Source organism: Burkholderia pulmonis (assembly GCF_984667975.1).
Genome location: NZ_OZ480186.1, coordinates 45,725 through 67,649 on the forward strand (window position 1 = coordinate 45,725; position 21,925 = coordinate 67,649).

General features: G+C 67.7%; 20 protein-coding genes. 6 read left to right on the top strand and 14 right to left on the bottom strand.

Going from position 1 to position 21,925, the window contains the following annotated elements:
- Positions 1–26: 26 nt before the first annotated feature.
- Together AC5LXK_RS00215 and AC5LXK_RS00220 are read right to left on the bottom strand one after the other, a co-directional pair.
- Positions 27–1,589: a DHA2 family efflux MFS transporter permease subunit gene (locus tag AC5LXK_RS00215; protein WP_493389837.1), complete on the bottom strand. Its 1,563-nt coding sequence runs from the start codon at positions 1,587–1,589 to the stop codon at positions 27–29.
- A 177-nt stretch (positions 1,590–1,766) separates the two neighbouring features.
- The gene (locus AC5LXK_RS00220; protein WP_493389838.1) at positions 1,767–2,255 is read right to left on the bottom strand and encodes a MarR family winged helix-turn-helix transcriptional regulator; all 489 of its coding nucleotides are present in this window, start codon (positions 2,253–2,255) and stop codon (positions 1,767–1,769) included.
- Between the two features lie 175 nt (positions 2,256–2,430).
- Here AC5LXK_RS00220 and AC5LXK_RS00225 point away from each other — a divergent pair, with 175 nt between their 5' ends.
- On the top strand, positions 2,431–2,715 hold the full coding sequence (locus AC5LXK_RS00225; RefSeq protein WP_493389839.1) for a multidrug ABC transporter ATPase: 285 nt from the start codon (positions 2,431–2,433) through the stop codon (positions 2,713–2,715).
- Between the two features lie 301 nt (positions 2,716–3,016).
- Positions 3,017–4,558: an efflux transporter outer membrane subunit gene (locus tag AC5LXK_RS00230; RefSeq protein WP_493389840.1), complete on the top strand. Its 1,542-nt coding sequence runs from the start codon at positions 3,017–3,019 to the stop codon at positions 4,556–4,558.
- 27 nt (positions 4,559–4,585) lie between these two features.
- On the opposite strand, the gene gspN is transcribed toward AC5LXK_RS00230, so the two are convergent.
- The 8 genes from gspN to gspG are packed head-to-tail and all read right to left on the bottom strand — an operon-like array spanning position 4,586 to position 10,585.
- Positions 4,586–5,374: a type II secretion system protein N gene (gspN, locus tag AC5LXK_RS00235; RefSeq protein ID WP_493391161.1), complete on the bottom strand. Its 789-nt coding sequence runs from the start codon at positions 5,372–5,374 to the stop codon at positions 4,586–4,588.
- 36 nt (positions 5,375–5,410) lie between these two features.
- Entirely contained in the window at positions 5,411–5,917 is a 507-nt protein-coding gene (locus AC5LXK_RS00240; RefSeq protein ID WP_493389841.1) for a type II secretion system protein M, read from the bottom strand.
- Positions 5,914–7,284, bottom strand: a complete 1,371-nt coding sequence (gene gspL, locus AC5LXK_RS00245) for a type II secretion system protein GspL (RefSeq protein WP_493389842.1) — start codon at positions 7,282–7,284, stop codon at positions 5,914–5,916. Before gspL ends, AC5LXK_RS00240 begins: the two co-directional genes overlap by 4 nt.
- A gap of 26 nt (positions 7,285–7,310) precedes the next feature.
- A complete protein-coding gene (gspK, locus tag AC5LXK_RS00250; protein WP_493389843.1) occupies positions 7,311–8,450 on the bottom strand; it encodes a type II secretion system minor pseudopilin GspK in 1,140 nt (379 codons plus the stop codon).
- Positions 8,451–8,452: 2 nt separating this feature from the next.
- Positions 8,453–9,142, bottom strand: a complete 690-nt coding sequence (locus AC5LXK_RS00255) for a PulJ/GspJ family protein (RefSeq protein ID WP_493383082.1) — start codon at positions 9,140–9,142, stop codon at positions 8,453–8,455.
- Positions 9,120–9,527: a type II secretion system minor pseudopilin GspI gene (gspI, locus tag AC5LXK_RS00260; protein WP_493389844.1), complete on the bottom strand. Its 408-nt coding sequence runs from the start codon at positions 9,525–9,527 to the stop codon at positions 9,120–9,122. Before gspI ends, AC5LXK_RS00255 begins: the two co-directional genes overlap by 23 nt.
- On the bottom strand, positions 9,524–10,093 hold the full coding sequence (locus AC5LXK_RS00265) for a GspH/FimT family pseudopilin (RefSeq protein ID WP_493389845.1): 570 nt from the start codon (positions 10,091–10,093) through the stop codon (positions 9,524–9,526). The genes gspI and AC5LXK_RS00265 overlap by 4 nt, the downstream gene beginning before the upstream one ends.
- Before the next feature lie 39 nt (positions 10,094–10,132).
- A complete protein-coding gene (gspG, locus tag AC5LXK_RS00270) occupies positions 10,133–10,585 on the bottom strand; it encodes a type II secretion system major pseudopilin GspG (RefSeq protein WP_174953246.1) in 453 nt (150 codons plus the stop codon).
- Positions 10,586–10,760: 175 nt separating this feature from the next.
- On the opposite strand from gspG, the gene AC5LXK_RS00275 reads away from it, so the two are divergent.
- Positions 10,761–11,171, top strand: coding sequence for a type II secretion system protein N (locus tag AC5LXK_RS00275; protein WP_493389846.1), 411 nt, complete (start codon positions 10,761–10,763; stop codon positions 11,169–11,171).
- A 31-nt stretch (positions 11,172–11,202) separates the two neighbouring features.
- Here AC5LXK_RS00275 and gspF read toward each other — a convergent pair whose 3' ends face one another.
- From gspF to gspD, 3 genes are read right to left on the bottom strand one after another with little or no spacing between them, the layout of a single operon-like run.
- Positions 11,203–12,420: a type II secretion system inner membrane protein GspF gene (gspF, locus tag AC5LXK_RS00280; RefSeq protein WP_493389847.1), complete on the bottom strand. Its 1,218-nt coding sequence runs from the start codon at positions 12,418–12,420 to the stop codon at positions 11,203–11,205.
- 4 nt (positions 12,421–12,424) lie between these two features.
- Entirely contained in the window at positions 12,425–13,924 is a 1,500-nt protein-coding gene (gene gspE, locus AC5LXK_RS00285; protein ID WP_493389848.1) for a type II secretion system ATPase GspE, read from the bottom strand.
- Positions 13,921–16,266, bottom strand: coding sequence for a type II secretion system secretin GspD (gene gspD / locus AC5LXK_RS00290; protein WP_493389849.1), 2,346 nt, complete (start codon positions 16,264–16,266; stop codon positions 13,921–13,923). The genes gspE and gspD overlap by 4 nt, the downstream gene beginning before the upstream one ends.
- A gap of 367 nt (positions 16,267–16,633) precedes the next feature.
- Here gspD and AC5LXK_RS00295 point away from each other — a divergent pair, with 367 nt between their 5' ends.
- Together AC5LXK_RS00295 and AC5LXK_RS00300 are read left to right on the top strand one after the other, a co-directional pair.
- Positions 16,634–17,083, top strand: a complete 450-nt coding sequence (locus AC5LXK_RS00295; RefSeq protein ID WP_493389850.1) for a lytic transglycosylase domain-containing protein — start codon at positions 16,634–16,636, stop codon at positions 17,081–17,083.
- A gap of 169 nt (positions 17,084–17,252) precedes the next feature.
- Complete coding sequence (locus tag AC5LXK_RS00300) at positions 17,253–18,566, top strand: GTP-binding protein (RefSeq protein WP_493389851.1); 1,314 nt, start codon at positions 17,253–17,255, stop codon at positions 18,564–18,566.
- Between the two features lie 129 nt (positions 18,567–18,695).
- Here the strand turns inward: AC5LXK_RS00300 and AC5LXK_RS00305 are convergent, their stop codons facing one another.
- A complete protein-coding gene (locus AC5LXK_RS00305) occupies positions 18,696–18,974 on the bottom strand; it encodes an HU family DNA-binding protein (protein WP_006401505.1) in 279 nt (92 codons plus the stop codon).
- 388 nt (positions 18,975–19,362) lie between these two features.
- Here AC5LXK_RS00305 and mnmC point away from each other — a divergent pair, with 388 nt between their 5' ends.
- Complete coding sequence (mnmC, locus tag AC5LXK_RS00310) at positions 19,363–21,315, top strand: bifunctional tRNA (5-methylaminomethyl-2-thiouridine)(34)-methyltransferase MnmC2/FAD-dependent 5-carboxymethylaminomethyl-2-thiouridine(34) oxidoreductase MnmC1 (RefSeq protein WP_493389852.1); 1,953 nt, start codon at positions 19,363–19,365, stop codon at positions 21,313–21,315.
- Positions 21,316–21,925: the final 610 nt, after the last annotated feature.

The following is a 21,925-nucleotide window of genomic DNA, read 5'->3' on the forward strand; positions in this document are numbered from 1 at the left end:
GGCCGTCATGGCCGCCCGTTGCACGTTCAGTGCCCCATCGCGGGCCCCGCGCCCTTCTTCGGCTTCGTGATCCACACGAGCACCGCGAGCGCGCCGAACATGAACGCCGACAGCAGGAAGAAGTCGTTGGTCGCCATCATGAAGCCCTGCTGCGTGACGATCTGGTTGAGCTGCGCGTTGGCCGTCTGGCCGACGATGCCGAGTTGCGCCAGCGCGCCCTGGTAGTCGGTCGTGTTCTGCGCATAGACGCTCACCGATTCCGACAGCCGCGCGTGGTGGTAGATCGCGTCGTTCTCCCAGAACGTCGAGCTGGCCGCGGTGCCGATCGCGCCGGACAGCGTGCGCAGGAAGTTCGACAGCCCCGACGCACTCGCGAGCCGGTCATCGGAGATGCTCGACAGCGTGATCGTCGTCATCGGCACGAAGAAGCACGCGACGCCGATCCCCTGCACGAGCCGCGGCAGGATCACGTGGCTGAACGGCACGTCGAGCGTGAACGTCGAGTTCCAGATCGACACGCCCGCGAACACGATGAACGCGAAGCTCGCGACCATCCGCAGGTCGAGCCGATGCATGTTGCGGCCGATCAGCGGCGACAGCACGAGCGCGAGCAGCCCGACCGGCGCGGTCGCGAGGCCGGCCTTGCCGGCCGTGTAGCCCATCACCGTCTGCAGCCACAGCGGGAAGATCACGACGGAGCCGAAGAACGCCATGAAGCCGAACGAGATGATCATCGCGCCGAGCGCGAAGTTGCGGTCCTTGAACAGCGACAGGTCGACCACCGGCTCCTTCTCGGTCGTCTCCCACACGAGCATGAACGCGAGCGACACGACCGCGATCAGCGCGAGCGCGACGATGAACGACGAGTTGAACCAGTCGCGGTCCTTGCCGAGGTCGAGCATCATCTGCAGGCACGACACGCCGATCACGAGCAGCGCGAGGCCGATCGCGTCGATCCGCTGCTTCGATGTCTTCGTCTCGCGGCCGCGCAGCAGGAAATACGCGCAGGCCGCGGAGAAGATCCCGATCGGCAGGTTGATGTAGAAGATCCACGGCCACGTGTAGTTGTCGCTGATCCAGCCGCCCAGCAACGGGCCGAAGATCGGCGCGACGATCACCGTCATCGCCCATAGCCCGAGCGCGAGCCCGCGCTTCGCGGGCGGGTAGCTGCGCATCAGGATCGTCTGCGACAGCGGCACCATCGGCCCCGACACGAGGCCCTGCAGCAGCCGGAACGCGATCAGCGTCTCGAAGTTGGTCGCGAAGCCGCACAGCGCCGACGCGATCGTGAACGCGAGCACCGACAGCGTGAACAGCCGCACCTCGCCGACGCGCCGCGCGAGCCAGCCGGTGAGCGGCACCGCGATCGCGGACGCGACCGAGTACGACGAGATCACCCACGTGCCTTCGCTCGTCGCGACACCGAGGCTGCCCGAGATGGTCGGCACCGCGACGTTCGCGATCGACGTGTCGAGCACTTCCATGAAGGTGCCGAGCGCGAGCCCGATGGTGAGCAGCGCGAGCGTTCCGCCGGCTAGCGGCGCGGGTTCGGCGGCGGGGGAGGCGGCGGATGCCGTGGAGGCGGACATCGGAATCTCCTAGACTCGGCGCGAGCGACGCGCCGACACAACGCGCGGGCGTGCGACACAGCGCGGCCCGGCCGGGTGGAACGAAAAAGGGAAAAAGCGGAGCGCGTGTCCTGTCATTTTCTGCCCAGACAGAGAAATAAGCGAATGCTTAACCTAGACATGGGGCCTCCGCGCGCATCAGTCGTCCGCTTCGTCGGGCTTCGGGCAACCCGTCGTGGCGGGCCCGTTGGCGATGAAGCGTTGCAGCAGGCCGGTGAGCGTCGCGAGTTCGTCGGCCGAGAAGCCTTCCAACTGCGCGTTGAGCGAGGTCGCGACCAGCGACGGCAGCACGCTAGCGGCTTCGGCGCCGCGTTCGGTCAGCGTCAGCTCGATCATCCGGCGGTCCTGCTCGCTGCGCGAGCGTGCGATCAGCCCCTTGCGTTCGAGCCGGTCGAGCATTCGCGTCATCGAGCCGCTGTCGTAGGACATCTTGCGGGACAGCTCGAACGGCGTGCGCGCATAGCCGCGCGACAGCAGCAGGATCACGCCGATCTGCTGCGCGGTGAGGTCGAGCGGCGCGAGCGCACGGTCCATCCGCTCGACGAGCGCCTGCTTCGCCTTCGACAGGTAATAGCCGAGGCTCGTTTCCAGCGCGATGTTCTCGGGATCGTAAAGGCCACCGGTCATACGATTGCGCGCGCAGCAACAGTGCGTTTCAGGTTAAAACGCGCCCAGTATCTTGAAAAATGATTGCTTAGTCAATATTATTTAAGGCAACCAGTTACGACGTGCATGTTGCACTGCCGGAGACGATGTTCTGACCGAATCGCCCGCGCTGGCGGGCACCCCGAGGATGTTCGCGATGCTGTTCCTGAAAAATGCCGCCGGCGCGCTGCGCCGCAACCTGACCGATACCGCTCATCATGTGTTTTCCGGGCCGCACCGCGGCTGGAAGATCGCGCTGTACGTGACGATGCTGGTCGTGCCGGGCGGCTCGCTCGCGGCGCTCGGGTTCGCATGGTTCGATCATCGCAGGCAGCGCAACGCGAAGGGCGGCGCCCGCCGCACGAGCCAGCCGGCCGCGTCGGAGCCGTCGACATGGCGCTCCGCGGCCGAACCCGTTCCGGTGCCCGTGCGTTGCCACTGACGCCGCCGAGGGCCGACGCAAGCCCGTTATCGGCGTGAACCGGCACTAGCCGGACGGCCGATGTGGCGGGGCGCGCCGGCCCCGCACCCGCATCCGGCCCGTGCCCCTTTCGGCGTCGCAAGCATCCGTAATGCCCGGTAACCCGGCCAGCCGCGCCGGTAACACATTCCTGTCGTCGCTCACCGTACCCTTAGGGCTGCGCAGCTTCCCCGCCGTCAGTTACCATTTGTCCGCCAGCGGCATGACGACCGCATCGCGCGACGCCGCCGGCCGGCCGTTGCGCCCAGACAGGAAAAACACGATGCCGTATGCCCCCTTCCCGCGTGCCTCGCGCCCGCTGAGCGCCGCCGTCGCGATTGTCGCGGCCGTGCTGCTCGCCGGCTGCGCCGTCGGGCCCGACTATCATCGCCCCGACACGTCGATCCCCGCCTCGTTCAAGGAAGCGCCCGCCGGCTGGAAGGTCGCTCAGCCGGGCGATCGCGCCGATCGCGGTGCGTGGTGGGGCGTCTACGACGATCCGCAGCTTGCATCGCTGATGGACCAGCTCAACACGTCGAACCAGACCGTCGCGCAATACGCGGCCGCCTACCGGCAGGCGCGCGCGCTCGTCGCCCAGGCCCGCGCCGCGTATTTCCCGACGGTCGGCTTCACCGGGTCGGGCACGCGCTCGCGTTCCGCGGTGTCGTCGGCCGCCGCGAGCGCCGGCAGCAACGCCGGCCCGATCAGCACGAACTACAACATCGGCCTCGACGCGTCGTGGGAGCCGGACCTGTGGGGCAAGGTGAGCCGCACCGTCAGCGCGCAGCGGGCAGGCGAAGCCGCCGCCGCCGCCGATCTCGCGAACGCGCGGCTGTCCGCGCAGGCGACGCTTGCTCAAACGTACTACCAGCTGCGCACCGCCGATCTGCTGCAGAAGCTGCTCGACGACACCGTGAAGTCCTACGCGCAGTCGCTGAAACTCACCGAAAACCAGTACGCGCAGGGCGTCGCTGCCCGTGCCGACGTGATCCAGGCGCAAACCCAGCTGCAAAGCGCGCAGGCGGCCGCGATCGACAACGGCGTCGCGCGCGCGCAATACGAGCATGCGATCGCGCCGCTGATCGGCCAGCCGGCCTCGACGTTCTCGCTGCCGCCGGCACCGCTCGCCGCCGTGCCGCCCGTCACGCCGGTGGACGTGCCGTCGACGCTGCTCGAGCGGCGTCCCGACATCGCGGCCGCCGAGCGGCGTGCTGCAGCCGCCAACGAACAGATCGGCGTCGCGATCGCCGCGTTCTTCCCGACGCTCACGCTGTCGGCGAGCGGCGGCTTCCAGAGTTCGGTGTGGTCGCAACTGTTTACGCTGCCGGCGCGTTTCTGGACGGTCGGCCCGCAGCTCGCGGCCACGCTGTTTGACGCGGGTCTGCGCGCTGCGCAGACCGAAGCCGCGCGCGCGACCTACGACCAGGACGTCGCCACCTACCGGCAGACAGTGCTATCGGCGTTCCAGGACGTCGAGGACAACCTCGCGTCACAGCGCATCCTGGCGCAGGAAATCGACGTGCAGCGGCAGGCTGTCGACAGCGCCGAACACGCGCTCGCGATCGTCACGAACCAGTACAAGGCCGGCACGGTCGCGTACCTGAACGTGCTGACCGCGCAGACCACCGCGTTCACCGCGCAGCAGAAGCTCGCGACGATCGCCGGGCAGCGGATGGTGTCGTCGGTCGGGCTCGTGAAGGCGCTCGGCGGCGGCTGGGACGTGGCGAACATGGCGCGCGAGAACGGCGACATGGCGGCGCCGGCCCCCGTGCCGGCATCCGGTGCTGCCGCGCCGGCGGCCGTCACGCCGCTCGCGCAGCAGTAAGCAGAAGGGAAACGGGCGACGCGCGCGTCAGCGCTGCGCGTCGCCGAAGATCAGCGACACTTCGTTGTTGCCGATCGGATGGCCGAGCAGGTTCAGCAGCCCCGCGAGGTTCGCCTGCTGCGCGGGCGCCGCGTGCGCGGTCCCGCGGAACGATCCCTGGCCGGAACCGAAGCTGCCGTGCCCGTCGAGGAACAGCGGGCCCTGCGTCGTCGACAGGTCGAGATCGGCGTCCGCGCCTTTCGCCTGCAGCACCGCGCGGTACGAACCGAGCGGCTTCACGCGCGACACGCGCGAACTCATCGAATCGATCGTCACCGTCAGCTGGCCGAACGCGTTGTTGCCGAACAGCCGCCAGTCGCTCCAGCCGACCCGCACGTCGCCCTGCAGGTCGAGCGTGTTGAACGGCGTGCCGAGCCCCGCGAGCAGCGACGCAGGCACGGCCATCGTGCCCGCCGACAGCACCGCGCCGCGCCACGTCGCATCGAGCGTGACCGCATCGGGCATCGCCTCGGTCTGCCGCATGCGCATCTGCACGCGCCCGGTCAGCAACGGCCAGAAGCCCGTGGTCCATTCGACCCGCCCCGGCAGCAGCGTCGCCGCGCTCTGGTCGGCGCCCGGCGCGAGCATCAGCGTGCCCGAGCCGTGCCACAGCGACCCATCCGGATCGACGAGATTCACGTGTCCGCCCGTCGCACGCGCGAACTGCGGCGCGATCCACGCGGCCGGCGCGAGCGCGACGAGCGTCACCGCCGTCGCCAGGCCGCCAGCCAGCACCCACGGCAAAACCGTCACGAGCCGCTTCGCCCACGGCCTCATCGGCCGCCCTTCGTTTGCGTCATCCACTGCCGTCATCTATTTCTGGACGGAAGGTTGCATCACGGCCGTCAGGTCCACCTGGCCGTCTTCCTTCAGCGCCGTTGCGTGCGCTTCGCCGACCTGCACCTTGAACTGCCGGCGCGCATCGTCGAGCCACTGGGTCCACGCCGGGAACGACACGTTCTTCATCTGCACCTGTACACCGTTGCCGACGATCTGCACCTGCGCACCCTGCAGCCCGTGATCCGACAGCGACGCAGTCAGTGCGTCCTTCAGCGCGAGGCCGGTCGGCGCGACACCCTGCGCGGCGGCCGTCAGCGACTTCGCCTCGTTCGCCTGCGCGGTCATCTGCGCGAGTTCGTGACGCATCGTCGGCAGCTCGCGCTGGATCCGTGCACGGCCTTCCTGCGCGGGCGACCACAGCACCGAATAGGCGATCACGACGGCCAGCACGGCGCCGCCCCAGCCGAGCAGCGTCTTCTCGCGCGGCGAGCGCTCACCCCAGAACTGGGTCAGCGTCTGGTTCAGTTGTTCCGTGTTCATGAGCGGCTCCGGATCGTCCATTTGCCCGTGTTGCTGTCGACTTCGCCGGACAATCCGTTGCGCGCGAGGCGCTGCGTGAAATCGGGATCGACCTTGACCTCCGGCTTGAAGCCGACGTCGAGCTTCCGGTCGTGATAGTCGAGCGACGCGATGCCGTTCAGCGGCAACGCGCCCATCGAGCGCGACAGCCCGCTCGACAGCGCGAGGAAATCGTTCGGCGACAGCTCGCCGGCCGCGAGGCGAAGCTGATCGAGCTGGCGCTGCATCTGCGCCGGCGGATCGAGCACGGTCGTCGTCTTCGGGAAGGCGGACAGGAGCGTTTCGGTGATCTGCGCGGACAGCGCATCGCGCTCGCGCGACAGCTTCCACCAGTGCAGGTTCATCCCGATCACCGCGACGCCGAGCGTCGCCGCGACGAGCGCGAGCGGCACGCGCAGGCGCTTTACCGTCGCGCGGTCGAAGCGCCACGGCTGCGATTCGAATTCGAACTGGCACAGATCGAACTGCTCGGCCAGCGCACGCCGTGCGAACGTGTCGAACGACAGCGGGGCGGCACCCGGCAGCAGCGTCGCGTCGGTGCGGCCGACGGATGCGAGCCGCGGCTCCGCGCCCGGTTCGCCGAGTTCGTACAGTTCGACGTCACCGCCGCGCGCGAGCGCGGTCAGCGTGCCGGCCGCACGTGCCGCGGGTGCGGCAAAGCCTTCGCCGAGTGCCCCGCGCGCTACCGCGAGTTCGAGGCGCGGCGCACCGGGCGCGGCCGGCAACGCGCCGGCCTCGACGAGCACCGGTTCGACCGACGTTGCGAGCCCGAGCACCGCGGCGACCGTCGCCGGGCGGGCCGCTGCGTCGACGGCGTCGGCAGCCGGCGCGGCGGCGGTGGTTTCGCCGTCGGCCGGCTCGGTCGATGCCGGTTCGGCCGACGCGCGCGGCGCCGGCAGGCAGCGGGTCGCGGGCACCGCGCTCAGGTGCCGGTGGCCGGCAGCCGTGAACGCTTCGCAGATCGTGCGGAACCACGCGCGATCGACGACGGCCAGCACGCGGCGCCCGTCGGGCAGCGGGGCAGGGTCGAGCGCGATGTGGCAGCCGAGCGGATCCTGGATCAGCTGATCCTCGACGATGTTGGGCAGCGCCTGGCGCAGTTTCGGCCCCTTCAGCGGGGGCACCGTCGCGGCCAGCAGCAGCACGTCGCGCGCGGCGACGATCAGCACCGTCGCGTTCGCGCGCGGCAGCAGCGCGAGCGCGGCGCGGCCCGCACGCTGCACGTGGCCGGCCTTGTCGACGAGCGTGAACGGCAGCTCGGGCCACTGCCATTCCTGCAACGGCACGGCAGGCTCGCGCGGCGGCAAAGAAACAATCAACGTGCTCACAAGAGCTCCTCTCCCGATTGGCGTCGTTATAGCTGGTCGCGGATGCGCACGACCCGCGTCGAGTGCGTGGTCGGATCACGATACACGAGCGAGGTGCGGTCGACCTCCGCGCGTTCGTGCTGGATCCGGCCATGCACGATGAAATAGCTCGAATTGACGTCGACGAGGCTCGAGTCGATCGTCACGTTCGGCGGCGCGCCGGCCCCGCGCAGCGCGAGCTGCACGTCGCCGACGTTGCGGAAAAACACGGTCTCGCGGCGCGATACGAGCGCCTGCGCGGACGACACGCTCATCCCCGGCACCAGCGCGGCGATCACCTCGGCCGGCGCGGTGTTCATGTTCACGGGCGTCGTGGTCGGCAGCACGGTGACGAACGGGCGCAGCCGCGCGACCATCTCGGGCGTCACGCCGTCGACGTCGAGCAGGCTGTCGACGCTCGTCATCATCAACGGCGCGGGCCCGCGGTCTCCGCCGGACATCCCCGGATCGTCGGTGAAGTCGCTGCCCTGCATGTCGCCGCTCGTCACCGGCGCGGTCGCGGCGGTCGCGGCGGTACCGCCGCCGCCGGGCAGGTTCGGCATCTGGAAACGCGTCGCCGAATGCAGCAGGCCCGCGCGCACCTGCAGCGCGATACGCTTCGCGAACGCGCCGTCGTAGCCGAGCGTCGTCAACAGGCGCTGGAACGCCTGCATCTGCGTGACGTTCAGTTGCAGCACGCCGGGCGCCGGCGACGATACGAGGTTGCGCAGGTTGAATTTCGCCTGCGCATCCTCGATCGACCCGGAGAGATAGGTGTCTTCGCTGCCCGTGTCGTTCGGTGCGCCGATCTTGCCGAGAAAATCCGACAGTTTCGTCTTCGCGATCGGCACGCCCCAGATCCCGCCGAGATACGTGATGCCGGGCGCCGTGTCGCCTTCCGAGCGCAGGATCATCCGCGTCCAGTCGAGCGCGCCGCGCGCGACCCACTGCGCCTGAGCGAGCACGCGCTGGTTCTCGATGCGGCGAATCTGTACCTGCTGGCGCCACAGCATCCCCGAGACGAGGATCGCCGACAGCGCGACGACGAGCAGCGCGGTGATGATCGCCGCGCCGCGCTCGCGGCCGCGTGCCTGCGCGCGTGCGGCAACGCGACGGGAGGTGAATGGACGGGAAGGGCGCGCGCGCATCGTCATTCCCCGACGAGGAAGATGCGCGTGACCGGCACGCGCAGCGACGTCGCACCGATGCTGACCTGCAGCCCCGTCACCGCGCGCGTCGGCGGCGCGTTGCCGATCTGCGGCACCTTGAGCGCGTCGTTGTTCTGCGCGAGCGCTTCGTCGGCCGTCTGCAGGTTGGTGGTCCAGCCCACGCGCGGCACGTACAGCTTCGCGTCGATCGCGCCGACGCCGCCCATCAGCGCGACCCAGCTCCAGCCTTCGACGCTGCTGTCCTTCAGGGTGGTGCGCAGCCGGTTCGCGTCGTCGATCGGCGGCGACGCATAGCGCACGACGCGCCCGCCGGCGATCCGGTAGCGGACCACCTGCAGCCGCGGCGCGGCACCCGGCACCTCGAGCTCGCGCACGATCTGCAGCGTGTTGCCGGCCACGCCGATCGCCGGCTGGCCGGCCTCGTCGTCGGTCGCGGCGAGCCGCGCGTCGATGCGCATCTGGTCGAACATCTGCGCGAACACGCGCTCGTCTTCCATCGCGGCGGCGACCTTGTCGCGGCCGCGCATGATCTGGTCGAGCCCGCGCCACGCGAGGATCGCGACCACTGCGAGGATCGCGATCGCGATCATCAGCTCGATCAGCGTGAAGCCGCGGGCGGGGCGGGCGAACGGGCGTCGCATCGGCGCGTCAGAGCGGACGGCTGGTTTCATTCGCGACCACCGTCACCATCTGTGCGAGCACGCCGGAACGGCCGGGCATGCTCACCGAAATCCGGACACGCCGGAACACCGGGTTCGGCGTGGTGCTCACGCGCTGCGTGCAGACGAGCTGCACGTTGCCTTGCGAGCAGTCGAAACTCTGCTCGCCGACCTCCGGCCATGCATGCGTGAGCCGCAACTGCGCGAGCGCATTGTCGGCGCTCCAGCCGGCGAGCAGCCGGCGATGCAGGTCGGACGCGTTGGTCGCCATCGTGCCGACCGCACGGATCGACGCGGCGAGCGCGACCGCGATGATCGCGAGTGCGACCAGCACCTCGATCATCGTGAAGCCTCGGGATGAAGAAGCGGAACGGGGCAGGCGACGACGCATCGTCATTGCACCTCGTAGCGGCCGTTGCCGGTGCCGACGATCGTCGCGCTGCCGACGGCCGAATGCAGCGTCACGCGCACCGGCGTGTCGATGCTTTCGGTGCCGAACACGACGCGATTCGCGTGCGTGTCGGACCCCGGATAGTCGATGTCGGCGCCCGTGACGCCGCCGTCCCAGTCGCGCGGGCGCAGCAGGTCGTCGCGCAGCGTGCGCCAGCCGTCGGGCGAGCTCACGTCGAAGCGGAAACCGTGCGCGGTCGGTTGCCATGCGATCGGCCGCGCGCGCACCTGCGCCTCGTCGCCGGCCGTCTCGAACAGCAGCGCGACGCGCTGCGCTTCCTCGCGCAGGTCGGTGCGCGGATTGCGCGTCAGCGACAGCGACGCGAGCGATACGAGCAGCCCCGCGATCACGAGCACGACCAGCATTTCGAGCAGCGTGAAGCCGCGCGCACGGCGATGCCGCGCGCCGTGCTTCATCTGCCGGCCGTCGGCACGCGCCGGTACGGACGGCACCGCGCCGCGACGCACACGGCAATCGCGGCCGCAGCGGGAGGTCGTGCGAATGGCGAGCATGAAGAACGGGAACGAGGCGTCGGATCGATCAGTGCCGGCTTACTGCCACGAACCGATGTCGGAATCGTTGCCTTCGCCGCCTTCCTTGCCGTCGGCGCCGTAGCTGAACACGTCGATCTCGCCGTGCACGCCCGGGTTCAGGTACTTGTACCCGTTACCCCACGGATCGTTCGGCAGGCGCTCGAGATAGCCGCCGTCCTTCCAGTTGTTCGGGATCGGATCGGTGGACGGCTTCTGGGTCAGCGCGTTCAGGCCCTGCTCCTGGGTCGGATAGCGGCCGTTGTCGAGACGGTACAGCTTGAGCGCCTGCATGATCGTGCCGATGTCCTGCTTCGCGGCGATGCGGCGTGCCTCGTCCGGGCGGCTCATGATCTTCGGCACGATCAGCGCCGCCAGGATCCCGAGGATCGCGACCACCACCATGATCTCGATCAGCGTGAAACCGCGCTGACGACGCACGGCCGCGTTGCGGCGAGTGATCCACGTTTGCATGACTGACTACCTCTTTCCAAAAAATATCGTCGATTGAGTAACGCACCCGGCGCACCGGACGATTGCCTGACAGCAACCTTCCGGACCCGCGGGCGCGGAGCACGCATTGTAAGGCGCGCATCGCCGAGGGCTTTCACCCAACGCAAATTTCATATACATCCGTACAATAGCGCGCATGAACGCGCTCTCGATCCGGATCCTCTCCCTAGCCCTCTTCGCGGGTTTGTGCGCGACGGCCACCTACTGGGTCGTCACGCTGTCCGCCCGCGAAGCGCCGCTGCCCGCCGCCGCCGCGCGGCTGCCGATCCGCACCGAGGACGCCGCGGCGCTCTTCGGCGGACAGCTCGACAAGAATCCCGTCCAGGACATCCACCTGTTCGGCATCCTGTCGCTCGACCACGGCGCCGCCGCGATCGTCGGCGTCGGCGGCGAACCGCCGCGCGCCGTGTCGCTCGGCGCGGACGTCACGTCGGGCGCGAAGCTCGCCGAAGTCCGCCCGCGCTCGATCGTCATCGACCGCAACGGCGCCCGCGCCGAAATCCAGCTGCCGGCAAACACGCCGTCCCCCGCGATCTACATGCGCTGAACGTCGGCGGCCTGACCGTCAGGCCGCCACGTCACTGCACCATGTTGTTCAGCTCGATGATCGGCAGCATCACGGCCAGCACGATCACGAGCACGATGCCGCCCATCGCGAGGATCAAGAGCGGCTCCAGCAGGCTCGTCAGGAACATCGTGCGACGCTCGAGCTCGCGCGCCTCGCCTTCGGCCGCGCGATCCAGCATCGTCGTCACGTCGCCCGTCGCCTCGCCCGAACGGATCAGGTGCACGAGCACCGGCGGAAACGTCTTCACGTTGTTCAGCGCGCGCGACAGCGCGGAGCCTTCCCGCACCCGCACGATCGCGTCGTCGATGTTCGCGCGCATCGCGCGGTTCGACAGCGTCTCGCCGGCCGCCTGCAGCGCGCGCAGGATCGGCACGCCGGCCGCGGTGAGAATGCCGAGCGTGCTCGCGAAGCGCACCGTGTTGTAGCCGCGCACGAGCTTGCCCGCGAGCGGGGCGGTCAGCACCCAGCGGTCGAAGCGGAGCCTGGGCCCGTCGCGCGACAGCGTCGCCTTCACGAACCATACGAGCAGCACCACGGCGATGAGGATCGCCCACCACCAGTGCCGCACGAACTCCGACAGCGCCATCATCACGACCGTGAGGATCGGCAGCTGCTGTTTCGTACTCGCGAACACGTTGACGACCTGCGGCACGACGTAGCTCAGCAGGAACGTGACGATGCCGAACGCGATCAGCGTGACGATGCCCGGATACGTGAACGCCAGCAGGATCTTCTGCTTCAGCGCGTTGCTCTGCTCGATGTAGTCGGCGAGACGCGACAGCACGATGCCGAGCTTGCCGGTGTGTTCGCCCGCCGCGACGAGCGCGCGGTAGATTTCCGGAAAATCGCGCGGATGCTGGCCCAGCGCATTCGCGAGCGAATGGCCGCCGAGCACCTCGGCGCGGATCGCGGCCATCAGTTCGCGGATGTAGTCGCGCTCGGACTGCTCGGTCAGCACGCCGAGCGCCTCGTCGAGCGGCAGCCCCGCGATCAGCAGGCTCGCGAGCTGGCGCGTGAGGATCGCCTGTTCGCGCTGCGACAGCTTGCGGCCGAACGCGAGCCGTTGCGAACGCCCCGCGCGCGTTGCGCTGGCGGCCGGCTCGACGACGAGCGGCGTGAGCCCCTGCGTGCGCAGCTGGCCGCGGGCGGCACGCGCGCTGTCGGCATCGATGACGCCTTTCTGCGCGCGTCCCGCCGAATCGATTGCTTCGAAACGGAATGCCGGCATCGCGCTATGCGCCTCCTGTCACGCGCAGCACTTCCTCGAGCGACGTCGCGCCGGACGCGAGCCAGCGCTCGGCATCGTCGCGCAGCGTGCGCATCCCTTCCGCGCGGCCGGCGGCCAGAATCTCGGCGTCGGCCGCGTTGCGGTGGATCAGCGAGCGGATCGATTCGTCGACCAGCAGCAGTTCGTATACGCCGCGCCGGCCCGCATAACCCGAATGCCCGCACTTGTCGCAGCCCACCGGATGCCACACGGTGCGGCCGTCCTCGTGCCGCTCTTCCTTGCAGACGGGGCAGAGCTGGCGCACGAGGCGCTGCGCGAGCACGCCGAGCAGCGACGATGCGAGCAGGTAGGGCTCGACGCCCATGTCGGTCAGACGCGTGACGGCGGAAGCCGCATCGTTCGTGTGCAGCGTCGCGAGCACGAGGTGGCCCGTCAGCGACGCCTGCACCGCGATCTGCGCGGTTTCGAGGTCGCGGATTTCGCCGATCATGATCACGTCCGGATCCTGGCGCAGGATCGAGCGCAGCGCACGGGCAAAGGTCATCCCGATCCGCTCGTTCACCTGCGTCTGGCCGATGCCGCCGAGGTCGTATTCGATCGGATCCTCGACGGTCATGATGTTGGTCGTCGCGGTTTCGAGCCGCGACATCGACGCATACAGCGTGGTCGTCTTGCCCGAACCGGTCGGGCCCGTGACGAGCACGATGCCGTGCGGACGCGCGATCAGCTTGTCGAACTGGACGAGCGTGTCGCGGCCCATCCCGAGCGCTTCGAGGTTCAGTCGCTTCGCATCCTTTTCCAGCAGACGCAGCACCGCGCGTTCGCCGTGCCCGGTCGGCAGCGTCGACACGCGTACGTCGACCGGCCGGCCGCCGACGCGCAGCGTGATGCGGCCGTCCTGCGGCAGGCGTTTTTCCGCGATGTCGAGCTGCGCCATGATCTTGATCCGCGAGATCAGCGCGCCATGCAGCGCCTTCTTCGGCCGCACGACGTCGCGCAGCGTGCCGTCGACGCGAAAGCGCACGACCGAGGCATTCTCGAACGGCTCGATGTGAATGTCCGACGCCTGTTCGCGCGCCGCTTGCGTGAGCAGCGCGTTGATCATCCGGATGATCGGCGCGTCGTCTTCCGACTCGAGCAGATCCTCGACTTCGGGGATGTCCTGCATCAGCCGCGACAGGTCGACTTCGCCTTCGACCTCGCCAACCACCTGCGCGGCGCTGCCGTCCTGGCGTGCGTACGCATGGTTGATCGCCTGCGCGAGCTCGTCGGCCGGCACGTGATGCACGGAGATCGAACCGAAGTTGCGCGCGATCTCCGCAAGCGCGGCATCGCTCGTGCGTTCGCTGATCCACACCTCGAGCGTGTCGTCGAGCTGATGCGCGATCAGCACCTGGCCGCTTTTCGCGAAACCGTACGGCAAGAGTCGCGCGGCAAGCGGCGACGGCGGCTGGCGTTCGCCCGGCGCGCCGTCGTGGGAAGGAGACGCCAGCACGTCGCTCACTGCGACGCTCCCGGCGTGGCGGTCAGCGGCTGTTGGGGCACGGCCTGCTGCGGCACGCTTTGCGGCTGTGCGGGCGTTGCCTCCGGCAACGGCTGGGCCGGCACCGGCATCACCTGGCGCTGGACCTGCTGGCGACGCATCTTGTCGAGATCGAACAGGTTGCCGGCGGCCGTGCCACCCTGGCTCGGGCCGATCGGCATCGGCGGGACGATCGGGTCGTCCTTGTCGCGCATCACGTTGTTGTCCGACTTGTACGCGCCCGTTACGCCCTGGATGTAGTCGTAACGGTTCGCCGTGACTTCCTGCGCGGTGTTGCGATCTGAGATGATCACCGGGCGCAGGAACACCATCAGGTTGGTTTTCGCGCGCACCTTCGATTCCGAACGGAACAGCTGGCCGATCCACGGAATGTCGCCGAGCAGCGGCACCTTGCTGTTCGTTACCTGGTAGTTGTCCTGCATCAAGCCGCCGAGCACGATGATCTCGCCGTTGTCGGCCAGGATCGTCGACTGGATCGACCGTTTCGTGAAGGTCGGGCCGGTCTGCGCACTGGTCGTGCCGGCGACAACCGCCGAATCCTCGGTATAGAGCTGCAGCTTCAGGATCCCGCCATCGGTGATCTGCGGCTTCACGTGCAGCGTCAGGCCGACGTCGCGACGGTCGTAGGTATTGAATGCATTGCTCGTCGTGCCGCTCGTCAGGTTCGAATACGACCCGGTCGCGATCGGCACGTTCTGGCCGACGACGATCTTCGCTTCCTCGTTGTCGAGCGTGATCAGGTTCGGTGTCGACAGCACGTTCGCGTCGCTCACGCCCGCGAAATACTGCAGCAGTGCGCCGAGCCCCTGCACGCCGAACATGTTGTGCAGCCAGCCGATGTTCAGCCCTTGGGCCAACTGTCCGAGATTGGAGTTGAGCCCGCCGCTGGTGATCCCGCCGGCAGCGTTGGCCACACCACCCGCCGTCAGGTTGATGATGCTGTTGCCCAGGCCCAACCCGGGGTTCAGGTTCGTGCCGCCGAGAAACTGGCCGCTCGCCACCTGCCACTGGATACCGAGGTTGCCCTGCGACGTCGAGTTCAGCTCGACGATCAGCGCTTCGATATAGACCTGCGCACGCCGCGCATCGAGCTGGTCGATCACCGAGCGCAGGTTGCGGTAAACCGGATCGGACGCGGTGATGATCAGCGAGTTGGTCGCCGCGTCGGCCTGGATCATCCCGCCCGGCTGGTTGTCGTCGCCCTTGTCCTTGTCGCCGCCGAGCAGGCCGGCCGTCCCGAGCCCGCCACCGCTCGACGAACCGCCGTACGAAGACGACGACGAAGACGAACCGCCGAGGCCGCCCGACGGCAGCGGCGGGGTGCCGGACGAGCCGGTCGAGAAGTTGCCGCTCGACGACGAGCCGCCGCCGCTCTGGTTGAAGCTGTTCGCATCGTTGGACGACGCCGACGAGCCGCTGTCGTTGCCGCCCTTGCCGAGCATCCCGCGCAGCGTCTTCGCGAGCTTCACCGCATCGGCGTTGCGCAGCGGCACCACGTGCATGTTGCCGGGCACCGCGCTCGGTGCGTCGAGCTGCTGCGCGAGGCGTTTCGCCGCCGCGAGGCGCGAACCGTTCGACGCGCGCAGCAGCAGCGAGTTGGTACGCGGGTCGGCGGTGACCGACACCTTCAGCGTCGCATCGCTGTTGCCGATCGCACCGGGGTCGAGCATCTTCTGCATCTGCGCGGCGAGGTCGATCGCGTTCGCGTTGCGCAGCGTCACGACCTGCACCTGCGAACCCGCGGCGCTGTCGACGCCCGCGATGATCTGCGCGATGCGACGCACGTTGTCCGCATAGTCGGTCACGACGATCGTGTTGTTCGCCGGGTAGGCCGTCACCGTGTTGTTCGGCGAGATCAGCGGCCGCAACACCGGCAGCAGGTTGTTCGCCGATTCATTGTGCAGCTCGAACACCTGCGTGATCACCTGGTCGCCGCGTGCCTGCGGCGCATTGCCGACATAGGTCGGCACGCCCTGCAGCTTCGCGTCGGCTTCCGGCACGACCTTCAGCACGCCGTGATCCTGCACGAGTGCGAAGCCCTGCATGCGCAGTGCCGACTGCAGCGTCTTCAACGCCTGGTCTTCCGGCACCGGCCGTTCGGCCACGAGGTTGAGCTGCCCCTTCACACGAGGGTCGACGATGATGGTCTTGCCAGTCGCGGCGCCGATCGCTTTCGCGACCTGGTCGATATCCGCATTCACGAAGTTGAGCGTGACCTGAGCGTAGGCGGCCTGCGAGACGATGATGCCGGCGACGAGCAGGGTCGTGGCAACGCGCCGCATAACGAAGCGATTTCTTGTCATGGATAAATGGGTCGATGCCGGCTCAGGCCACTTCCGGCGGTAGTGCTGGGATCCAAGTCCGAAAGAGGCGACATTAGCAGTTTTTCATGTCCGAAATATCACATTGATCCGAGGACTGTCTCACATACGACATGTGTCCGGCGAATCGTATGCAATATGTAAGGATCGGCATTGCCCTCCGCATGCCGGCCATCGCCCTCGTATCACGATGAACCGACACATCAATGCGATATAACCGGGCTGCCGTATTCCTGCATGTCGCAATCTGACGGTCTGCCGGTATGATACGGGCGGCGCGTTTCTCGTCGCACTAATAACAGCCACGGGTTTTCCCGAGCTTCGCGAAATTCCTTTTCGTTTCCGCACGATGAACAGACGGTTCGTTTCGATTGCGTTGATTGTCGCCGGCGTCTGTTTCGCCAGTGCAAACGCACGCGCGGACTGTTTCGACGAAGCGGCCAGATACCAGCAGGTCAATCCGCTGATCCTGCGCGCGATCGCGTGGCAGGAGTCGCGCAACCGGCCCGATGCGCTGAACAAGAATACGAACGGCTCGGTCGACTACGGCCTGATGCAGATCAATTCGATCCACCTGCCGGCGCTGTCACGCTACGGAATCGGCCGCGACACGCTGATGGAACCGTGCAAGAACGTGTACATCGCCGCGTGGCATCTGAAGCAGAAGATGAACCGCTACGGCAACACGTGGCAGGCCGTCGGCGCCTATCATTCGGAAACGCCGTCGCTGCGCGACAAGTACGCGCGGCAGATCGCCGGCATCCTGACGCAATGGAAGCTGCTGCCGCCCGCGCCGTGACGTGATGTGACACGGCGCCACGCCCCGTCCTGACGCCGTGCCGGCCGGCCGGCGCGCGTTTGATGCACAATGCGGATCTCGCGCCGCAACTTCGCCCGTCCGCGGGCCGATCGCGCCCCGGAAGGGCGCCGCGGCCGCTTTTTCATCTTTTCCGTTGGTGCATATCATCATGAATCCGGCAATGAACCAGCCGTTGCCCGTCACCGTGCTGTCCGGCTTCCTCGGCGCCGGCAAGACCACGCTGCTCAACCACGTCCTCGCGAACCGCGCGGGCCTGAAAGTCGCCGTGATCGTCAACGACCTCGCGGCGGTCAACATCGACGCGTCGCTCGTGCGCGATGCGCAGGCGCTGTCGCACGTCGAGGAGCGCCTCGTCGAAATGTCGAACGGCTGCATCTGCTGCACGCTGCGCGACGACCTGCTCGTCGAGATCCGCAACCTCGCGGCCGAAGGCCGCTTCGACGCGATCATGATCGAATCGACCGGTATCGCGGAGCCGATGCCGATCGCCGAGACCTTCACGTTCGTCGACGACGACGGCACGTCGCTGTCGACCCTCGCGCGGCTCGATACGCTCGTTACCGTGGTCGACGCGTACAACTTCCTGCGCGACTACGGCTCCGACGACGCACTCGCGACGCGCGGCATCGCCGCGTCGGAAGACGACGACCGCACGCTCGTCGAACTGCTGATCGAGCAGATCGAATTCTGCGACGTGCTGGTGATCAACAAGGCCGACCTCGTCGGCGCGGACGATCTCGCGCGCCTGCAGCACATCCTCGCGCGGCTCAATCCGCGCGCGCACCAGGTCGTGTCGACGTTCGGCAACGTGCCGCTCGACGAAGTGCTGAACACCGGCCGCTTCGATTTCGACGAAGCCGCGAACGCGCCGGGCTGGCTCGCGTCGCTCGATCACGATCACACGCATTGCGACGATCCCGACTGCCATGATGCGCATCATGCGCACGTGCACGGCGAAGCCGACGAATTCGGGATCGGCAATTTTGTTTACCGCGCGCGCCGGCCGTTTCACCCGGCACGACTCTGGGCGCTGCTGCATCAGGAGTGGCCGGGCGTGCTGCGCAGCAAGGGCTTCTTCTGGCTCGCGACGCGCAACGACATCGCGGGTTCGCTGTCGCAGGCGGGCGGCGTATGCCGGCATGGCCCGGCGGGTCTGTGGTGGGCGGCGCAGGATCGCGCGGAATGGCCGGACGACGACGAGCTGCTTGCTGAAATCCGCGCCGAATGGCTCGGCGACATCGACGATCGCACGGTCGGCGATCGCCGCCAGGAACTCGTGCTGATCGGCATCGCGCTCGATGCCGATGCGTGGCGCGCGAAACTCGATGCATGCCTGCTGACCGATGCGGAATTCGCACTCGGTGCGGCGGGGTGGGCCGCGTTCGACGATCCGTTCCCGGCGTGGGATGTCGATTCGCACGACGACGACGATCACGGCGACACGCAGATCGTGCACGCGTGATGGCGTGGTAACGACTTGTAAAAGTAACCGTTAACTTTTGCAAGAGCGGCGCGGACTGTGGCGAAAATGCCGCGCGCGCCCAACAAAAAACCCGCCGAACGGCGGGTTTTTCTTGGAACAGGCGCTGGTTTAACGCTTGTTGACGGCGTCCTTGAACGCCTTGCCAGCCGTGAACTTGACCGTCTTGGCTGCCGGGATCTTGATGGTTTCGCCCGTCTTCGGGTTGCGGCCCGTACGTGCTGCGCGCTTGCCCGAACCGAAGCTGCCGAAGCCGATCAGCTGAACCGCATCACCCTTCGACACGGCCTTCTTGATGACTTCGAGCAGCGTGTCCAGCGTTTCGCCGGTTTGAGCCTTGCTGGCGCCCGTTTGGGCGGCGACGGCGTCGATCAGTTCCTGTTTGTTCATTAAGGTTCCTTTATCAGGTTAGGTTGACACGAACAGCGCGAACGCGCCGATTATACGTGCGCGAACCGTGCCGTCGAGAGTCAGACTCCGACGACACAGCGCCGAATCCTGGCCCGCGCGACGCGCCCTCCGGCTTGCCGGCGGCCACCCCGCGGTACGGCGTTGCTATGATAGCGCAGCGCAAACCCAATAACGACAAGGGTTTCAAAGATTTTCATCGGTATTTCGCCGAATGAATCGATGATTGCCCGTTTTTTGACCAGCGCCAACCAGACAGGATACGCAGCGCCGTCCGCCCGCGCGCCGCGCCGTTGCCCTTTTCCAACGGCCGTTTGGACGGCTCCGCGCAATCCCTTACCAGGCTTGGCTGCCACGTTTTTTGTTTCGCATGCCCGACCGACTTGTTCCCGCCTCGCTCGCCCTTCGCGACGACGGCACGCTCGTCTCGCCCGAATTCGGCGAGCTTCATCACGGCGCGTCCGGCACGCTCGCGCTCGCGCATCGCACGTTCGTCGCGGGCAACGGGCTGCCCGCACGCTGGCAGCGCCGCCGCACGTTCACGATCGTGTCGACGGCATTCGGCACGGGCGCCGGCTTCCTCGCCGCATGGGCCGCGTGGCGCGACGATCCCGCGCGCTGCGAGCGACTGCATGTCGTCGCGATCGAACCGCACCCGTTCTCGCGCGATGACCTGCGCCGGGCGATTTCGCATATGGTTGCTAACACAACCATCTCGGCGGATGTCGATGCCTTGATCGACGCGTGGCCGATGCTCGTGCCGGGCCTGCATCGGCTCGAATTCGACGAAGGGCGCGTCGTGCTCACGCTCGCGTTCGGCGATGCGCTCGACATGTCGAAGAAGCTCGTCGCGCGCGCCGATGCGTTCTGCATCGATGGCCTCGCGTCGGCGAACGACGCGAATCCGAGCCCGGCCGACATGATTCGCGCGCTCGCGAAGATCGCCGGTGAACACGCGACGTTTGCGACGCATGCAACGTCCGACGTCGTGAAACACGCGCTCGGCGAAGCCGGTTTCACCTGCCGCGAAGCCGACGATCGTCTCGTCGGCGAATACGCGCCGCGCTGGCGCGCACGCCGGCACGAGCCGCCGCGTGCACTGCCCGTTGCGACGCGCCGCGCGATCGTGATCGGCGCCGGCCTCGCCGGCTGCGCCGTCGTCGAACGTCTTGCCGCGCGCGGCTGGGACGTGACGCTGATCGAGCGACACGAACGAATCGCGAGCGAAGCATCGGGCAATCCGGCGGGCGTGTTTCATCCGTTGATGACACGTGACGACAACGTCGCGAGCCGGCTCACGCGCGGCGGCTTCCTGCACGCGATCGCACGCTGGCGCGCACTCGAACGCGCAGGGCATGCATTCGCACGCAGCACGCACGGGATGATTCATCTCGCCGAATCGGCCGACGACTTCGCGCGGATGCGCGACGCATTCGAGGCGTTCGGCCCACCGCCGGACTATGCGACGCTGCTCGATGCCGATGCCGCACGTGCGCATCTGAACCTGCCGGTCGCGCAGGGCGGCCTGCTGTTTCCGCACGGCGGCGCCGTCTGGCCGGCCGGGCTGTGTGCCGCGCAATATGCGGCGGCCGGTGAACGCGTGCGCCTGCTGGCGTCCACCCACGTCGCGCGGCTCGAGCGGCGAGGCGACACATGGCATGCGCTCGACGATACGGGCGCCACGCTGGCCGATGCGCCCGTCGTCGTGCTCGCGAACGCGGGCGACGCCGCACGTCTTGCCGGGCTGCAGCATGTCGCGCTGCAACCGGTGCGCGGCCAGCTGACGCTGCTGCCGCCCGGCAGCACCGCGCCACTGCCGTGCCCGACGATCGGCGACGGTTACGCGGTGCCGCTCGACGACGGCACGCTGCTGATCGGCGCCACGTTCGAACCCGACGACGTCGATCCCGCGATGCGCGCGGCCGGCCACGTCGAAAACCTCGATCGCGTGCGGCACCTGCTGCCCGGCCTGATCGGCGACCTGCCGGATCCCGCGGCGCTGCCCGGACGCGTGGCGTTCCGCTGGGTCGTCGGCGACCGCCTGCCGCTGCTGGGTCCGCTCGCCGATGAAGCACATGCCGTCGCGAATGCGCGCGCGCTGGGCGGTGCGCAAGCGCGCGACCTGCCGCGCATGCCCGGCCTCTACGGCGCATTCGGCTTCGGTTCGCGCGGCCTCGTGTGGGCCGCGCTCGGCGCCGAACTGATCGCATCGCAACTCGAAGGCGAGCCGTGGCCGCTCGAGCGCGAACTCGCCGACGCGGTCGACCCCGCACGCTTCCTGATCCGCGCACTGCGCGCACGCCGCGTCGGTTCAACCGGCTGACCGGTCGCTCGGCCGACTCACAGTTTCCCGATTTTTCTGTGCAAGGTTATCCACTCGATGCTGTGGATAACCGCGCGGAATCCGCGCGCACTTCGTGTGCAATCACAGTGGACGTAAACTGGGCAACTCGGCACAGCTGTGAAGCGGCCCAAAAGTTGCTCAACTCAAATGTCTGTGCACGAACAGCCTGTGCAACCGGTTATGGTTTCGCCAAGGCATTGATCTGTCAGCGTAAACAGAAGTTATCCACAGAACTGTGCGTCCTTTGTTAACTTCTACTATGTATATATACAAGTAAACCTTTGAAACCAAAGACCTGCGATGCCGCACAGCGCCGCGAGTCGATTCAATCGGTTCCAGAGCGAAAAAGCTGTGGCACAATCGGTTTCCTTCGCGTTCGTTCGGCCAGGCGCCGGACATGCTTCAATGGAACGGTTCGCACGTTTTCGGATCTGAATCTTCGAGACTGCGCTGTCCGTTCACACACCAGGCCGACAATCCAGATCGGCAACCTGAACGACGTTCCGCCCTGTGGCGGAACAGGCGGATCCCATGTACCGCCGTCGTCGACCACAACAATCACATTCGGGGCGACACCCAGCCGGCGCGC

Excerpts from the sequence above, each read along its gene's own strand:
- AC5LXK_RS00215 (WP_493389837.1), bottom strand. The coding sequence starts at position 1,589 with ATGTCCGCCTCCACGGCATCCGCCGCCTCCCCCGCCGCCGAACCCGCG.
- AC5LXK_RS00220 (WP_493389838.1), bottom strand. The coding sequence starts at position 2,255 with ATGACCGGTGGCCTTTACGATCCCGAGAACATCGCGCTGGAAACGAGC.
- AC5LXK_RS00225 (WP_493389839.1), top strand. The coding sequence starts at position 2,431 with ATGCTGTTCCTGAAAAATGCCGCCGGCGCGCTGCGCCGCAACCTGACC.
- AC5LXK_RS00230 (WP_493389840.1), top strand. The coding sequence starts at position 3,017 with ATGCCGTATGCCCCCTTCCCGCGTGCCTCGCGCCCGCTGAGCGCCGCC.
- gspN (WP_493391161.1), bottom strand. The coding sequence starts at position 5,374 with ATGAGGCCGTGGGCGAAGCGGCTCGTGACGGTTTTGCCGTGGGTGCTG.
- AC5LXK_RS00240 (WP_493389841.1), bottom strand. The coding sequence starts at position 5,917 with ATGAACACGGAACAACTGAACCAGACGCTGACCCAGTTCTGGGGTGAG.
- gspK (WP_493389843.1), bottom strand. The coding sequence starts at position 8,450 with ATGCGCGCGCGCCCTTCCCGTCCATTCACCTCCCGTCGCGTTGCCGCA.
- AC5LXK_RS00255 (WP_493383082.1), bottom strand. The coding sequence starts at position 9,142 with ATGAAACCAGCCGTCCGCTCTGACGCGCCGATGCGACGCCCGTTCGCC.
- gspI (WP_493389844.1), bottom strand. The coding sequence starts at position 9,527 with ATGACGATGCGTCGTCGCCTGCCCCGTTCCGCTTCTTCATCCCGAGGC.
- AC5LXK_RS00265 (WP_493389845.1), bottom strand. The coding sequence starts at position 10,093 with ATGCTCGCCATTCGCACGACCTCCCGCTGCGGCCGCGATTGCCGTGTG.
- gspG (WP_174953246.1), bottom strand. The coding sequence starts at position 10,585 with ATGCAAACGTGGATCACTCGCCGCAACGCGGCCGTGCGTCGTCAGCGC.
- AC5LXK_RS00275 (WP_493389846.1), top strand. The coding sequence starts at position 10,761 with ATGAACGCGCTCTCGATCCGGATCCTCTCCCTAGCCCTCTTCGCGGGT.
- gspF (WP_493389847.1), bottom strand. The coding sequence starts at position 12,420 with ATGCCGGCATTCCGTTTCGAAGCAATCGATTCGGCGGGACGCGCGCAG.
- gspD (WP_493389849.1), bottom strand. The coding sequence starts at position 16,266 with ATGACAAGAAATCGCTTCGTTATGCGGCGCGTTGCCACGACCCTGCTC.
- AC5LXK_RS00295 (WP_493389850.1), top strand. The coding sequence starts at position 16,634 with ATGAACAGACGGTTCGTTTCGATTGCGTTGATTGTCGCCGGCGTCTGT.
- AC5LXK_RS00300 (WP_493389851.1), top strand. The coding sequence starts at position 17,253 with ATGAATCCGGCAATGAACCAGCCGTTGCCCGTCACCGTGCTGTCCGGC.
- AC5LXK_RS00305 (WP_006401505.1), bottom strand. The coding sequence starts at position 18,974 with ATGAACAAACAGGAACTGATCGACGCCGTCGCCGCCCAAACGGGCGCC.
- mnmC (WP_493389852.1), top strand. The coding sequence starts at position 19,363 with ATGCCCGACCGACTTGTTCCCGCCTCGCTCGCCCTTCGCGACGACGGC.